The sequence below is a fragment of the Mycobacterium sp. IDUB_3 genome (genome assembly GCF_055419585.1).
Map to the genome: position 1 here is coordinate 522787 of NZ_JBVAXZ010000002.1, position 13912 is coordinate 536698.

17 protein-coding genes and 1 pseudogene are annotated in these 13912 nt (G+C 63.5%); 10 read left to right on the plus strand and 8 right to left on the minus strand.

Translation table 11 applies throughout. The features are described from left to right. The first annotated feature begins 79 nt into the window (after nucleotides 1-79). A complete protein-coding gene (locus tag ACZYVJ_RS23420; protein ID WP_463833536.1) occupies nucleotides 80-1354 on the plus strand; it encodes an amidohydrolase family protein in 1275 nt (424 codons plus the stop codon). Nucleotides 1355-1502: 148 nt separating this feature from the next. Here the strand turns inward: ACZYVJ_RS23420 and ACZYVJ_RS23425 are convergent, their stop codons facing one another. Then, a complete protein-coding gene (locus ACZYVJ_RS23425; RefSeq protein WP_463833537.1) occupies nucleotides 1503-2690 on the minus strand; it encodes a cytochrome P450 in 1188 nt (395 codons plus the stop codon). Nucleotides 2691-2872: 182 nt separating this feature from the next. Between ACZYVJ_RS23425 and ACZYVJ_RS23430 the strand changes: the two genes are divergently transcribed. The 3 genes and pseudogenes from ACZYVJ_RS23430 (at nucleotide 2873) to ACZYVJ_RS23440 (ending at nucleotide 5422) form a co-directional block, all read left to right on the plus strand. Beyond that, nucleotides 2873-3643 carry an SDR family NAD(P)-dependent oxidoreductase gene (locus ACZYVJ_RS23430; protein WP_463833538.1) on the plus strand — a complete coding sequence of 257 codons (771 nt, stop codon included), beginning with the start codon at nucleotides 2873-2875 and terminating at the stop codon, nucleotides 3641-3643. Between the two features lie 90 nt (nucleotides 3644-3733). Continuing rightward, complete coding sequence (locus ACZYVJ_RS23435; protein WP_463833539.1) at nucleotides 3734-4477, plus strand: SDR family oxidoreductase; 744 nt, start codon at nucleotides 3734-3736, stop codon at nucleotides 4475-4477. An 80-nt stretch (nucleotides 4478-4557) separates the two neighbouring features. Beyond that, nucleotides 4558-5422, plus strand: a pseudogene (locus tag ACZYVJ_RS23440) (SDR family NAD(P)-dependent oxidoreductase). A gap of 115 nt (nucleotides 5423-5537) precedes the next feature. Here the strand turns inward: ACZYVJ_RS23440 and ACZYVJ_RS23445 are convergent. Next, nucleotides 5538-6185 carry a TetR/AcrR family transcriptional regulator gene (locus ACZYVJ_RS23445; RefSeq protein WP_463833848.1) on the minus strand — a complete coding sequence of 216 codons (648 nt, stop codon included), beginning with the start codon at nucleotides 6183-6185 and terminating at the stop codon, nucleotides 5538-5540. Between the two features lie 141 nt (nucleotides 6186-6326). On the opposite strand from ACZYVJ_RS23445, the gene ACZYVJ_RS23450 reads away from it, so the two are divergent. The 3 genes from ACZYVJ_RS23450 to ACZYVJ_RS23460 all read left to right on the plus strand — a co-directional run bounded on the left by ACZYVJ_RS23450 (nucleotide 6327) and on the right by ACZYVJ_RS23460 (nucleotide 8062). Further along, nucleotides 6327-6890 (plus strand): nuclear transport factor 2 family protein, encoded by a 564-nt coding sequence (locus tag ACZYVJ_RS23450; protein WP_463833540.1) that lies wholly within the window; start codon nucleotides 6327-6329, stop codon nucleotides 6888-6890. Nucleotides 6891-7299: 409 nt separating this feature from the next. Next, on the plus strand, nucleotides 7300-7491 hold the full coding sequence (locus tag ACZYVJ_RS23455; protein WP_463833541.1) for a hypothetical protein: 192 nt from the start codon (nucleotides 7300-7302) through the stop codon (nucleotides 7489-7491). A gap of 70 nt (nucleotides 7492-7561) precedes the next feature. Further along, on the plus strand, nucleotides 7562-8062 hold the full coding sequence (locus tag ACZYVJ_RS23460; protein WP_463833542.1) for an Rv2253 family sensor-like surface protein: 501 nt from the start codon (nucleotides 7562-7564) through the stop codon (nucleotides 8060-8062). A gap of 3 nt (nucleotides 8063-8065) precedes the next feature. Here the strand turns inward: ACZYVJ_RS23460 and ACZYVJ_RS23465 are convergent, their stop codons facing one another. Next, entirely contained in the window at nucleotides 8066-8524 is a 459-nt protein-coding gene (locus ACZYVJ_RS23465; protein WP_463833543.1) for a MarR family winged helix-turn-helix transcriptional regulator, read from the minus strand. Nucleotides 8525-8591: 67 nt separating this feature from the next. Here ACZYVJ_RS23465 and ACZYVJ_RS23470 point away from each other — a divergent pair, with 67 nt between their 5' ends. Then, on the plus strand, nucleotides 8592-8960 hold the full coding sequence (locus ACZYVJ_RS23470; RefSeq protein ID WP_463833544.1) for a VOC family protein: 369 nt from the start codon (nucleotides 8592-8594) through the stop codon (nucleotides 8958-8960). Between the two features lie 48 nt (nucleotides 8961-9008). Here the strand turns inward: ACZYVJ_RS23470 and ACZYVJ_RS23475 are convergent, their stop codons facing one another. Beyond that, nucleotides 9009-9530, minus strand: coding sequence for a hypothetical protein (locus ACZYVJ_RS23475; protein WP_463833545.1), 522 nt, complete (start codon nucleotides 9528-9530; stop codon nucleotides 9009-9011). A 171-nt stretch (nucleotides 9531-9701) separates the two neighbouring features. Then, on the minus strand, nucleotides 9702-10001 hold the full coding sequence (locus tag ACZYVJ_RS23480; RefSeq protein WP_463833546.1) for a hypothetical protein: 300 nt from the start codon (nucleotides 9999-10001) through the stop codon (nucleotides 9702-9704). A 169-nt stretch (nucleotides 10002-10170) separates the two neighbouring features. Here ACZYVJ_RS23480 and ACZYVJ_RS23485 point away from each other — a divergent pair, with 169 nt between their 5' ends. Both ACZYVJ_RS23485 and ACZYVJ_RS23490 read left to right on the plus strand, forming a co-directional pair. After that, nucleotides 10171-10632, plus strand: a complete 462-nt coding sequence (locus ACZYVJ_RS23485; protein ID WP_463833547.1) for a universal stress protein — start codon at nucleotides 10171-10173, stop codon at nucleotides 10630-10632. Between the two features lie 73 nt (nucleotides 10633-10705). Further along, nucleotides 10706-11008, plus strand: coding sequence for a hypothetical protein (locus ACZYVJ_RS23490; protein WP_463833548.1), 303 nt, complete (start codon nucleotides 10706-10708; stop codon nucleotides 11006-11008). Between the two features lie 57 nt (nucleotides 11009-11065). On the opposite strand, the gene ACZYVJ_RS23495 is transcribed toward ACZYVJ_RS23490, so the two are convergent. From ACZYVJ_RS23495 to ACZYVJ_RS23505, 3 genes are all read right to left on the minus strand, one after another. Next, nucleotides 11066-11350, minus strand: coding sequence for a hypothetical protein (locus ACZYVJ_RS23495; protein WP_463833549.1), 285 nt, complete (start codon nucleotides 11348-11350; stop codon nucleotides 11066-11068). Nucleotides 11351-11481: 131 nt separating this feature from the next. Continuing rightward, complete coding sequence (locus ACZYVJ_RS23500; protein ID WP_463833550.1) at nucleotides 11482-11973, minus strand: hypothetical protein; 492 nt, start codon at nucleotides 11971-11973, stop codon at nucleotides 11482-11484. 163 nt (nucleotides 11974-12136) lie between these two features. Then, a complete protein-coding gene (locus ACZYVJ_RS23505) occupies nucleotides 12137-13876 on the minus strand; it encodes a putative alpha/beta hydrolase (RefSeq protein WP_463833551.1) in 1740 nt (579 codons plus the stop codon). Nucleotides 13877-13912: the final 36 nt, after the last annotated feature.

Genomic DNA, 13912 nt, shown 5'->3' on the forward strand with positions numbered 1-13912 from the left:
TGTGGGTCTCACGAACAAATTCGCCCTTCGCGAGCCGATCCGTTTCTTCTATACTCGGCATACTCTGGTGGAGGATGCGATGGCTACAACGTGGGACAGTCTCGATCGCTATGTCGTCATCTCGACGGATACCCACGCGGGGGCGGATCTGTACGGCTACAAGCCGTATCTGCCGGCGCGGCTGCACGAGGAGTTCGATGCGTGGGCCAAGGCCTACGCCAGCCCGTTCGACGACCTGATCGTCGCCACCGCCAATCGGAACTGGGACCACGAGCTCAGGATCTCGGAGATGGACGCCGACGGGGTAGCCGCCGAGGTGCTGCTGCCCAACACCGTTCCGCCGTTCTTCCCGAGCACCCCGAACATCACCATCAGCCTGCCCCGCACTCGCGCGGACTTCGAGAAGCGTTGGGCCGGTGTGCAGGCCCACAACCGGTGGCAGATCGACTTCTGTTCGCTGGCTCCGGCCCGGCGCCGCGGGTTGATTCAGATCTTTCCCAACGACATCGAGCTGGCGCTCGAAGAAATCCGCTGGGGCGCTGAGCAGGACTGCTTCGGCGGCGTGCTGATTCCGGCGGTCTCGCCCGGTGATCCGCACGTGGCCCCGCTTTTTCACACCCGCTATGAACCGATCTGGGCGCTGTGCGCGGACCTGGACCTGACGGTGGTGCAGCACGCGGGTGCCGGGAGCCCCGAGATGCCGATGGACCAGCCGGCGTCCAACGCGGTGTTGATCACCGAGATGGCGATCTGGGCCCAGCGCACCCTCGGTCACCTGATCTTGGCCGGGGTTTTCGAGCGCTATCCGACCTTGCGATTCGTGCCGACCGAGCAGGGCACGCTGTGGGTGCCCGGGCAGATCGGCATCCTCGACGCCATGGTGCCCACCATGAAGTCTGAAGCCGGTAACCGCACCTACGGGATGTTCGGCGGATCGTCGGTCGATGCGCTGACCCTGACTCCGGGCGAATACGTGCAGCGGAACTGCTATTTGGCCAGTGAGCTGATGCCCTTCGACGGCGCGATGATCGACTTCATGGGCCCCGATCACATCATGTGGGGTAGTGATTATCCCCACGAGGAGGGCTTTGCGCCCCACTCCAAGTTGGCCATTCGCTGGGCCCTGCACGACAGGACACAAGACGCCTGCCGAAAGATCTTGGCCGGCAACGCCCGTCGCCTATACCGATTCGATCTCGACGCATTGGTACCGGTGGCTGCCAAGATCGGCCCCACCGTCGCCGAGGTGCACACTCCCTTGGAGGACACCGGCTATCGCGCCCCGGCCGCCTTCGGCTACCGACCGTTTGAGGGAGGGCTGGCGCTCAAGCGGCTGGCTCCGGAACGACGCTAACCGGACTCTTCGGTCAATGCGGCGCTGAGTCACCTTGTCGCAGCGGAGAGTTGGGCTCCCAGGTCCCGGCAGAAGGCCAGCGTTGGCCACGTGAGCGGCGTGCCGGCGCTGCCAACGTCGCGCTTCACACCGTTGTTCTGAAGGGCTGTCACGCGATGATCGCGGGCATGCTGTCCCAACCGCGCACCGTCGAGGTACGCGAGCGTCGCGCGCCGGCCATGTCGATGTCCCACTCCGGCCACCGCTTCAGCACCTCTTCGAGGGCCACGCGACCCTCCAGGCGGGCCAGCGGCGAACCGACGCAGAAGTGTGCTCCACGGCCGAAGGTGAGGTGCCCACCGGGCTTTCGGTGGATGTCGAACTTGTCCGGCTCGTCGAAGTGCCGTTCGTCGCGGTTGGCCGACGCCAGCATCAGCAGTAGGGCGCTGTCCGCCGGAACAACCTGCTCTTGAAAAGTCACGTCGTCGGTGGTGACGTAGCGCGCTACGTGCGGGCCTGGCGGTTCGTAGCGCAGCAGTTCCTCGATCGCCGTCGGGATCAACCCATGGTCCTCGGCCAATTCCTTGCGCTGATCGGGATGTTCGGCCAATACCTTGCCCATCCAGCCGAAGAGGCGACCGGTCGTTTCGACACCCGCGCCGGCGACGACGGCCAGGAACACGATAAGTTCCTGCTTGGTCAGTTTGCGCGTCGTTCCGTTCTCGTCTTCGAATTCGACATTGAGCAGTTCGGTGATCAGATCGTCGGAGGGGTTCTTCTCGCGCCACTCGACGTAGTCGCCGAACATCTCACCGGTGAAGTAATGATCCTTCTTGATTTCCATGGGCTTACCGGGTTTATTGCGCAGCACCTGGTTCGCGTGCTCGCGTACCGCGGGCTGTTCGGCGTCCGGAATCCCCGCCAACATGCCGATGGTGCGCATGGGAAGTTCGGCGCCAAGGTCTTGCACGAAGTCGAAGCGATTCCCGCCGACGAGCGGGTCCAGGCAGGCGACGCAGAAGTTGCGGACCTTGTCCTCGATCGCACGCATCTTCTTTGGGGTGAAGGCGCGCGAGACGATGGCGCGATGAATGGTGTGTAGTGGTGGATCCTCGTTGATGAAGATGCCCGGCGGCATCACCGGATCGGCCATGACGACTTCTAAGATGTCGCCCTTGGCCGAGCTGAGCCGCGCCGTGTCCTTGAGCGCGGAATCGACATCGGCGTAGCGGCTCACGCCCCAGAAGTCATGCCGATCGTTGTAGTAAACCGGGGACTCATCTCGAAGCCGGCGGTAGGTGGGGTAGGGATCGAGGTCGATGTCGAAGTCCCATGGGTCGTAGTACAGATCGTTCAACGTCGGCTCCTCGGGGGTGATTCGTCATGCGCGCGCGAGGCGTATGCTGTACGAACGTACAGTAGCCGGTGTTCAGCGGGCAACCGTGCGATCTCGCCACGGCCGAAACGGCACCTGCTATACGATCGTATAACTCAGTCGGCGACCGCTTGGCTCGGCTAGACACCAACTCGAGGAGCGCAATGAGCAGTCGATTCTCACTCGATGGACGCGTCGCCGTCATTACCGGCGGTGGTACGGGCATCGGCCGCGGCGCGGCCTTGGTACTCGCGGAGCATGGGGCCGACGTCGTGTTGGCCGGCCGCCGCCCCGACCCGCTCGAGTCCACCGCGAAGGAGGTCATGGCGCTGGGCCGACGCGCCGTCGCTGTGTCGGCGGACGTTACGACTGCGGAGGCCTGCCGCGAGCTGGTGGACACCGCGATGGCCGAGTTCGGCCGACTCGATGTACTGGTGAATTGTGCCGGGGGCGCCGAGACCAAGTCGATCCTCAAATGGCCCGACGACGACTTCGAGAAAGTCCTCGCCTTGAACTTCAAGGCCGTGTGGCATCTTTCGAAGGCCGCGGCGAAGCCGATGATGGAACAGGGCAAGGGCGCGATAGTCAACATCTCCTCGGGTGCAAGCCTTCTGGCGATGCCGCAAGCGGCACCATACGGTGCCGCCAAGGCCGCGGTGAACAACATGACCGGATCGATGGCGGCGGCATGGGCGAAGAAGGGGATTCGCGTCAACGCCATCGCCGTCGGCGCCGTCCGGGCGGCCACCTTGACCGACGATGCGGCGCGTTACGGACTGGACCCCGAGGCCATCGCGCTGAGCAACGGCCTCGGTCGACTCGGCGAACCAGACGAAATCGGTTACGGCGTCTTGTTCTTCGCATCCGACGCATCGAGCTTCTGTTCGGGTCAGACCCTCTACATGCACGGTGCGCCCGGGCCCGCCGGCGTCTGACCACCTTGTGCGCGGTAGCGCCTGTGCGCTATACACTCGTACAGTGTGCATCGGTGATGATGATGGCCACGAATTTAGGGATGGTGTGATTTGAGCCGAGTGGCGGTGGTGACCGGCGGGGGATCGGGCCTGGGGCAGGCAATCAGCATGAAGCTCGGCGCCGACGGCCACCGGGTGGCCGTCCTGGACGTCAACGTGGAAGCGGCGGACAGGGTGGCTGCCGAGGTCCGGGCCGCCGGTGGCGCTGCGCTAGCGGTGGGCGTCGACGTGTCCGATGAAAACGCTGTGGACTCCGCCTTCGGCGCGGTCCGGAACTCCCTTGGCCCAGTGGAGATCCTGGTGACCAGTGCGGCAATTGCGGGCTTCACGCGCTTCGACAAGATCACCCTCACCGAATGGAATCGATACCTCGCCGTCAACCTGACGGGTACCTTCTTGTGCGTCAGAGCCGTGTTATCCGACATGGTCGCGGCCCAATGGGGCCGGATCGTGACCATCTCGTCGGCAGCCGGTCAGCGGGGCGCGCCGGCGCAGGGCCACTACTCGGCCACCAAAGGCGGTGTGATCGCGATGACGAAGACCCTTGCCCTCGACTACGGCGCCAAGGGCATTACGGCGAACACGGTTCCGCCCTTCGTGATCGATTCGCCCATGCTGCGTGAACAACAGCGCGAGGGCAAGTTGCCGCCTGCCGAGCAACTCGCCAAGGCGATTCCCGCTCGTCGCCTGGGTGCGGGTGCCGACGTTGCCGCCGTGTGCTCCTTCTTGTGTTCGGAGGCCGCGGGTTACGTAAACGGACAGGTCATCGGTGTCAACGGGGGCGCCGTCGTCTGAGCCGTGTGAACAGGGTTTGGCTCGTCCCATTACCGAATTGAAGGAGTCCGCAAAAGATCGCGGACTGATAGGAGACATCGATGACTGAATACGGCGCCGTGGCGTTGGTGACGGGAGCAAGCCGCGGGGCGGGCGCAGGTATCGCCCGGGCGTTGGGGAGCCACGGCTGCACCGTCTATGTCACCGGCCGCACCCGCAGCGGCGATGGATCCTCGCAGAACGGCACCATCGACGAGACGGCCGAGCAGGTGAACGCGGCGGGTGGACGCGGCATCGCGGTACGGGTTGACCACGCCAACGACGACGACGTCAAGGCGCTCTTCGACGGGATCCGTGACGAGCAGGGCCGGCTGGACATCCTGGTGAATAACGCCGCCATCATCCGTGACGAGATGATGGGCCGGACCAAGTTCTGGGAGGAACCCCTCAACGTCGTCGACACTTTGGACGTCGGCGTGCGCAGCAGCTATGTGGCCACCGTTTACGCTGCGCCACTGATGCTTCCACAGCGCAAGGGGCTCGTCGCCTTCTCGTCGTCGTCAGGCTCGGTCCATTACGCGTTCGGACCCCGCGTACGGTGTGCCAAAGGCCGCCACCGACAAGATGGCCGCCGACATGGCCTTCGACTTCCGCGAGTTCGGCATCGCCGCGGTATCGATCTGGATGGGCTCACTGCTGACCGATCGAGTCAGAAAGATCATCGCAAGCAAGCCGGAGAAGTTCGGCCACATTCTCGAGACCGCCGAAACACCGGAAATGACCGGCCATGTGATCTGGGCGCTGTACAACGACCCTGACTTGATGGAGCTCAGCGGACAGACTCTGATCGGCGCGGAGCTGGCGGCCAAGTACGGCATCAAAGACGATAACGGTCGACAACCGCCGTCCTATCGCGACATGTTCGACGTCCACCCGAGCCGGCAATACTCACACGTTATGCGGTGACCACCGAAAAGCTTTGCACCGGAGTATCCCAATGAAGCGCTATACAACCGTATAGCGCTTCTCAAATCCTCGATAAGGGGCGCCGGAGACCATCGCGAAGCGGCGCGTGCCGCAGTCAACGCTTGCTCGGTGCGCGACGTCTTCTCGGTGAGGTTTTGCGCTTCTTCGTTGCAGGCGCCGGCTCCAACGTGTCGAGGTAGCGCTCGAACGCCTCGGTCACCTCGGCGTGCGCGGACTTCACGCCAATTCCCTCCTCCAGATTGAGGAACTTCGGCAGGCCAGACATCAACAACTGCAACGCTGGAAGGGACAGATCACCAAAAAACCGCGCATCCCTGCCGAATTTCGCGACGAGCGCGTCCAGTTGTATCTTGCGGACGCTCTCGGTGACCGCGGCGATCTCGGTTCGAATGGACTTGCGGTGGTTGCCCAGCGCCATGAACTCCGTCATCAGCGCGCCGGTTGCCTCGTCCCAGCTGTATTCCCACACCGCACGAAGCGGGTCGCCGGCGCGACGCTCCAACGTCTCTGCGAGGAAGGCGAGGTTGCGCTCGGAATAGCGTCGGATCGCCGCGACGAAGATGTCGTCGAGACTGGGGAAGTAGTACTGCACGAGGCTGGGTGTGACACCGGCCCTGGTGGCCAGGACGCGGTAGGTGATGCTCGCGTACCCCTCCTCGAGCATCAACGTCTCGACGCAGTCGAGAAGGACGTCCCGCGTCTTTGACGTTTCAGCGCCTACACGTCGCGACGATGCTGCCATGGTCACCTCGCTCATTCGGTTCTTTGTATTGTGACACCAGTCGCGCGCTATACGGTCGTATAGTGGTTGCGAATTATTGTCGCGCAGAAGGACCGCGGCGTCGGGGAAGTCGACGTTGCCGTGCAAGAGAGGCAGGAAGATATGACCGTCGATACGAGCTTGGAAGCGCTGCACCGGGACGTGCGCTACCTGCTGGATCGCACCGAAATCCTCGACTGCGTCGCGCGGCATGCACGTGGGTGCGACCGTCACGACGTCGAGCTGATCACAGCGGCGTATCACATAGATGGGGTCGACGAGCACGGCTACGCCACCAATGCAGGGCCCGAATACGGCGCGTGGGCCAACGCCACGCACGCGGAGACATCCCGCGTGCACACCCACAACATCACCACCCATACTTGCGAGGTCGACGGCGATACGGCACACGCCGAAAGCTACGTCATCGTGGTGCTCATCGGCCCCGACACCAAGAGCGCCCAATTCATCACCGGGCGCTACATCGACCGGCTCGAGCGGCGGGATGGCCAGTGGCGCATCGCCGTTCGTCGGTCGACAGTTGAGGGCATGTTCATTGCCGATGCAAGAGTTTTGCAGTCTTCGTTCTTCGCCGAGAAGGGATATCTCGTCGGTACCCGAGATCGGACCGACCTGTCCTACCAACGACCACTGACGATCGATGCGCCCGCTCCGGCCCGGTGGTAGTCAGACGCTCGGCTCTTGCTGATTCATCGAGCGCGAGCGAGTGAGGCCCAGTGGTGGGACCCCGGTAGCTCAGTTGGGTCGATTCGTTTCTTCAACGCCTTCGGGCGGTGGTGTCTGGTCGCTGCGATGCCGCAGGCCTTCGAGGACGATCGCCACGTACGTGTAGGTGCTTGCGGACTGGGCGCCTAGCCTGTTTGCTGTAGAAGAGGTGTCGGCAGCCGGTTCAGGGTGAGAAAATCCTCATTCCGCGGGGATTCAAAGCAGCGGGGAGGGCCGTATTTTATTGCGGCACATACTATTTAAGCCAGCCGCGAGAGTGACTGCTTCGCTAACGCCGTCCAGCCCCTTTGACGTCCTCAGTTCAGACGATTGAAGATCTGGAGTCCAGGCGAGTGCTGACGGACCGAGCGTGACCCTCAAACGCGTCGACGAATTGAAGCCCGGAGACAGGATCCGCATGAAGATCGGGCACGCCACCGTCGTAGCCACCGAGCCCCTGGACGACGACCGCACCCTGATCACCTTTACCTACGGGACGAAGGGTCCAGCCGACAACGCTCTGACCGTGGATGTCCTCGACGACGACGAGTGGGGCTGGTAAGGCTGCAGGGACCTTGTCGGCGACGGTTCGGCATATGACTATTGAACGGGTACCGACCGCAGGAGGAACCATGGCTCCACATCGTCTGACGAGCTTCGCCGGTGTATCCGCCCTGTCGCTCGCGATCACCCTGTCGCTTTCCCCGACGGCTCGCGCCGACAATCCGTCCTGGAACGGCCAGTACGCGATCACGTTCATGGTTGGCCCCAAAGCAGGGACCAGCATGGCGGTCGGCGACCCGGAAACGCAGCACACCGAGACCTACGGATTCCGCTCGAGCTGTACCGACGGGAAGTGCGTCGCCACTATCGTCAGTGGCCCGCCGCCGACCAACCCGACGATTCCGCAGCCGGTGCAGTTCACCTGGGATGGAAAGTCCTGGTCGCAAACCAGTGATTTCCAGTGGGACTGCATGATGCCCGACACCACGATCCAATGGAATCCGGCCCGAGCCGAGGTGCACTACACGCCCCAACCCGACGGATCGCTCGCCGGCATCATGCACACCGACATCCTGAGCGGCGCGTGCCAAGGCACCATCGACATGGATATGTCGGCCGTGCGCGTGTGAGGGCTATGCACCGCCGTTGCCGTTGCGCAGGCAGTGAATCATGCTCTGCAGGAGCCGGAACGCCTCCGACTGCTCGGCCTCGGTCATGCCGGCCAGCATCCTGACTTCGACGGACCGGACCGCGACGGTCGCCTTTTCCAGGCTCCGTCGGCCGCGATGCGTGAGCCGCGTGGGAAGGACCTTGCCGACGGGTGCCTCCGCGGGTCTGGTCACGTAGCCATCTCGTTCCAGGGCCTGGAGCAGCACATTCATCGACTGCCGCGTCACGAATGCGCCCCGCGCGAGATCGGAGTTCGACAAGCCCGGGCGTTGAGCCAGCAGCTCGAGGCAGGAGTAGTGGGTCACGCTCATCCCGAGCGGCCGCAGCACCTCCTCCATGGCTGCGCGCAGGGCGCTCGACGCTTCTTTCAGCAGGTAGCCCAGTGACGTATCCAGGTCGACGCCGACGCCGTCTTGACTCATGTCAGTATTCTGACATAGGTTGATTCGTGTCAGAAAACTGACACGAATCGATCGAAGGGTTATCACCATGCCCGCCACCGGCCCCGACTTCATCTCGCTCCAGGCGCGCGACCTCGCCGCATCGCAGGCGTTCTACGAGCAGTACCTCGGCCTCGTCCGCTCGCAGACCGGACCTCCGCACGCCGTCGTCTTCGAGACGAAGCCGATCGCGTTCGCACTCCGCGACGTCGTTCCCGGCACCGATCTCGCATCCGTTGCTCAGCCCGGCATCGGTGCCGCGATCTGGCTCTACGCCACCGACGTCCAGGCCATTCACGACGCTCTTGCCGCCGACGGTCACACCATCGTCTCCGCACCGATTGACGGCCCGTTCGGTCGGACATTCACGTTCGCCGACCCCGACGGCTACCAGGTCACCCTCCACGACCGCGCCTGATGAGACCGGTTGTCCTTCAAGGCAATTCGTTCACATTGGTGATTGCGCTCAGGTGTGGACTTTCCAGCCCGCTAAAGGGGTCGGGGCCGCGGGAGCATCGGGATCGTTGAACTCGATGTAGAGGTCGCCCTGCTTGATGTTGCTGTCGTAGGCGATGAAGCCGTGGGCGGTCTGGCCGTTGGTGACGCTGCCCGAGCGTAGCGGCGGCACCTTGTTGATCTTCTGGTAGTCGACCAGAGATGAGCCGCCCTGGACGTCGCGGTTGGGGTCTTGCCGCCACGGGGAAGAGGCGGCGGTCAGCGAGGCCTGGCTGTAGTTGAACGGCGCGCTGGACTTGCCTTCGATGGTCAGTTCGATGACGTTGCAGCCCCCGCCGCCGGAGCAGCCGGACGAGACCCAGGTCGCGTTGTTGAGCGTCACGTCGGCGGTTGCGGCGCTGTACTCCGTGACGTGGATGCTGGTGCCGGATTTTCCCGTCGGGAAAGGCGACTGCTGGGATGTCGGGTCGGCGGTGCCGTGGGGCGCAGTCAAACACGCCGTCAGCGCGAGCGTCGCTGCGAGTGCGCTCATGTGAGCTGGTCTGGTCACTGCCAGAAGATAACGCATTCGGGGATTTGAGGGCGAGTTCGCGACTGCGGCGCACGCTTTTCCGGAGTGCGAGGACCAACTGAAAACATTGGTGCACAACATTTTCAGGAAAATGGTCGTGCGCTTTGCGACGATATAGCCGAGGTGTTTGCGCTAGTGCGGCAAGTTGGCCATATAACACCGCACTCGGGTGGCGGCGTCCTCCGGCTTGACTCCCATATTGATCAATCTCCGGACTACGTCGTCCGAGGACACACCAGAGCCGATGTCGGTATCGATCACATGAAGGCTGGGGAACCAATTCTCCGCGCTTACTCCCGGCGGTGGGGGCGTCGCGTCGCCCCCTACGCACTGGGCGTAGCCAACGGCGCCCGTGTCGGCCTCAGCTGGCGGCGCCCCTAGCGACACAGCGATGGCCATGCTGGCCGCCGCAGCGACATAGATGAAACGCATGCGGGCATTATCTCGTGTTCGCTCTGTTTGACAACCACAAATTTGGGTCGCCACCGCGAACGCGGCTCTCGAAAGGTGCATGACGGTTCGGCCGGTACCCGGGGCAGGGACCGATTCCACATCGATTTTCCCTGTGATGAGCCGCCGCTGGCCTTACACTGCATGAGAAATGAGCGCCTATCAGACGGTCGTGGTCGGCACGGATGGCTCGGACTCCTCGCTGCGCGCGGTGGAGCGCGCAGCCGCGATCGCTGCGGATCACGGCGCGAAATTGATCGTTGCGACGGCCCATCTCCCCGTGCCCGAGGAACGCGGCCGCTACGCCATCCCGCCCGGGAGCGATCACGGTCAGGACTACCGGACGGTGGGCGAGGCCCCCTTCTACGCGATCCTGCGCGACGCCAGGGAGCGAGCCCACCAAGTCGGGGCCATGAACGTCGAGGAGAAGTCGATCGTCGGTGCCCCCATCAACGTGCTGGTGCAGCTCGCGGAGGAGGCCGATGCCGACCTGCTGGTCGTCGGCAACGTCGGACTCAACAGCGTCGCCGGACGGCTATTGGGATCAGTTCCGGCCGCGGTGTCCCGCAGGTCCAAGACCGACGTGCTGATCGTCCACACGACCGACGTCTGAGCCTCGCTAAGACGGGTCAGCCCAGCAAGCGTTTGCTGATTATCTAGCGTTATCGCTGGGTATCCGTGTAACCGTGCGTTTCATCCACGCCGCCGCAGCGATCGGCATAGCCATCGCCGTCGTGTTCATCGCGTCGGCGATGCTGATGGCGACGCCTGCTCACGCGGACTTCAGTGGTTACCGCCGCTGCGTGGGAAAGATGACGGAACCCGTGGCGGAACGTGACCCCCAAAACTTGCAACTTGTCGGAGAAATCGAGCAGGATCTCGACTCGGGTGTGTCCCCCGCCGCTGAGACTCAGAAGGTAGCGCAGAAGGGATTCGACCCGTCCTTTGCCAAGGGAATCGTTCAGTGCGTGATCGAAGAGCGCCCGTAGGGAGCGTCCGGGCGCACGGTTGAGCCCCGCTGAGTCGGCCGGGCGTGGCGCACAAAGTCATCCGTTAGCGGCGTCTGCTGCGGCAATCAACGCGTTGCCCAGCTTCCGCGCTTCGGCTGGCGCGATGATCGGGGTATCGGGACAGTCGATGACGACATGGCACTCAGCGTGCCCGTCAACGTATTGCCGCCCGATGACAGAGACCACGATCTCGATCTGTGGCCCGTGGCCGGCGCGGTTGATGCTCCACTCCGGGCCGTCGAACACCCTGAAGGCTGCCCCGACGTTGTCCCATTCGTCGACCATGGTTGCCCCGGTGGGGGGTGCAGGGTTGGATTCCATGGCTAAATCGTTTCCGGGATCCCGGCCGCGGGCACGAGTAGTGGACTACTTCACTTGTGCCTGCGCACGGCCGACCAGCACATGCCCGCCGAGCGCTGGTCGGCTTCCTCGAGCGCATCTTGCCCGGCCAACTAGCTTCCGGGTGAACTTTGGCGAATCACTTTGGGAACCGGCAGGCCATCTTGGCGTAGGTCGCCGGGAAAGCATGGTGACGTTGCGACGATGGTCGGTGGATAATCGGGGGGATATGCCGCCTTGATTTGTATGTGGTATCCGTCGGGGAAGTAACCGAACTGGTTCGGCTTTTCGAATCCGTCGCGCTCCATCACCGTGATACCCCAGCTTCGCCAAAGCTCTCCGGCGCGCGCGACGAGATCTGCGGGCTTCACGCCGGTGGGCCCGATCGCCTTGGCGAACAACGAAAATTCGGTGGGGCCGGGGCCGGGCCCGGTGTAGTTGTCGTCGCACCCAAGGTTGCTGCCGCCGATGGTGTCGGTGGTGTCGAGGACGGTGCCTGGCGGTAACCCGTCGACTGTTTTTTGCAGGTACCGGAGCACTGAGTCCTGGGCCTCTTGTTGGCTTTTCGGGATCTTCGGTGACGGCGCAACGGGTGTGGGTTCCATGGGGCCTCCTGGGATGACTGTTGCGCCGGACGGGGCGGATGGCCCCGGCCCTGTGTGCTTACTTGATGTGGTCGATGAGCACGCGGCAAGTACACCCGCTGCCAACAGAACGGCGAACACCTGGAGCGATTCGCGAGTTTTCGTCTTGGTCATCATGCTGGTGTCACTTCGGTGGTGTCACATCGGTTCGTCCGGCGATAATGCGCCCCATGTTATCGAGCGCGGGGTTGCCACTGTCCCAATAGCTGCTATGTGCCGCCACCGACGGGAGCCCGAAGGGCCAACTGGGTCCGGGTGCCGCCTCGAAAGTCGTAGCGCCGAAATCTGCTCCGGTCGGGTCCGGGCCGAGTGTCCATCCGGTTGCGACGCCGATGATGTCGTGTTGTGCTTTCGTCGCGTACACATGCGCGCCGGGGTCGAGGTTGAGGTCGCCGGCGTGTCCGGTGAGCACGCCGGGACTGGCTACCGCGATGACATTGTTGGCGTCGAGGTGGTGGCCGCCGAGCGCCGCTGCCCCGACCTCGGTCGAGCCGTAGCTGTGTCCGATGACGGTGTTGATCGATGGGCCGCCGGTAAGCGCGTCGTTGTGAGAGGCGCGCAATCCGGCTTGGAAGTCGTCCAAGGCGGCGGCGCCGTTGTCGGCGTAGCTGGTTGACGCAGCTTGGAACAGATCCATTGGCCGGTCGTAGCCCATCCAGGTGGTGACCGACACGTCGCCGGGCGCAAGCCTGGCGTCGGCGTCCCTTGCGGCCTGATACATCCGCAAAGATTTGTCTTGGCTGCCGCTGAAGCGTGTCGTGTCCTGACCCGTTCCGGGCACGAATGTGGCGTCGCGTTTGGCGGTATCGGGATTGTTGATGGAGATCGCGGCGTGGCCTTTGTCGTCAATGATCCCGAGATACTTGGGTGGATTGCGTGGGTCGACTTTGCCCCCTGGCGCAACTTGGTTTGGCGGCGCCCCCAGTGACTTCTTCACATCCGCATAGCCGTCGTGCGCCCGATTGGCGGCGTCCCACTGCCGTCGCCAGTCCAGAAACTCGTTCGTCTTGGTGAAAGGGGTCCTTCCATCGGCCCAATCTGGGTGCGCAGCACGTAGGCGGTCAAGGTCGGCTTGGTTGGCCGTCTGCAGTTCGTCGAGGTGCATGCGGTTGTAGTGGTCGCGGTCAGTGAACGGCATGCCCCCGTGGTTACCGATGAAATGATCGCGGTTGTATTCCGCGTCTTTTTGCTCTTCGGTGAGCGAGTTCCACACTTGCGCAAACTGGTTGGGGTCATCCGGCAGCGGGGGCGCCGGCGACAGTGGGCCCTCTTGCGCCCTAATACCCGCGGGGTCGTATCCGTCGCTGCGTAGGGTTCCCAATGCGTTCTGCAGCGTGTTCGAGTAGCCGTCGCGTGTCGCTTGCAGCTGGCCCAGCGCGGCTTTCGTGTCGCGAATGGCGTCGTCTTCGAGTGAGTTGATGTAGGCGTTGAGTGCATCTCGGTCGGCCGCACTGAGGTTGGGATGCCCGTTTTCTAGTTCGACCGCCTCGGCGATCATGTCGTCGAGCCCCTTCAGCTGCGCTTCCAGCGTGCCGATCTGGCCGGCCGCGGTTTTCTGCGCCTCGGCCAATGATGCGGCGATGTTTTTCAGGTCCGCACCGATTTTGGGCAGCTGCACCGACTGCGCCCCAAGGGATTTCGTCACCCGCTGCACTTCAGCGGAGTCGTTGATCGGATGATCGCCGTCCTGGTGATTCCAGGCAGCATCGAAGCGGGAGTGGGCTTGGGCGAATGTTGTGTCGGCTTCAGCAGTGGAGCGGCCCGCGGAATGAAATGCGTTCGCCAGGTTGGAAATCTGCAGCGGGCTGCCGGCTTGCAAGCTTCGATCGATCGCCCACGGGTCACCGCCAGCGAAGGCAATCACCGCCGGGATGCTTATGTAGCGGAGCCGCATCGCACC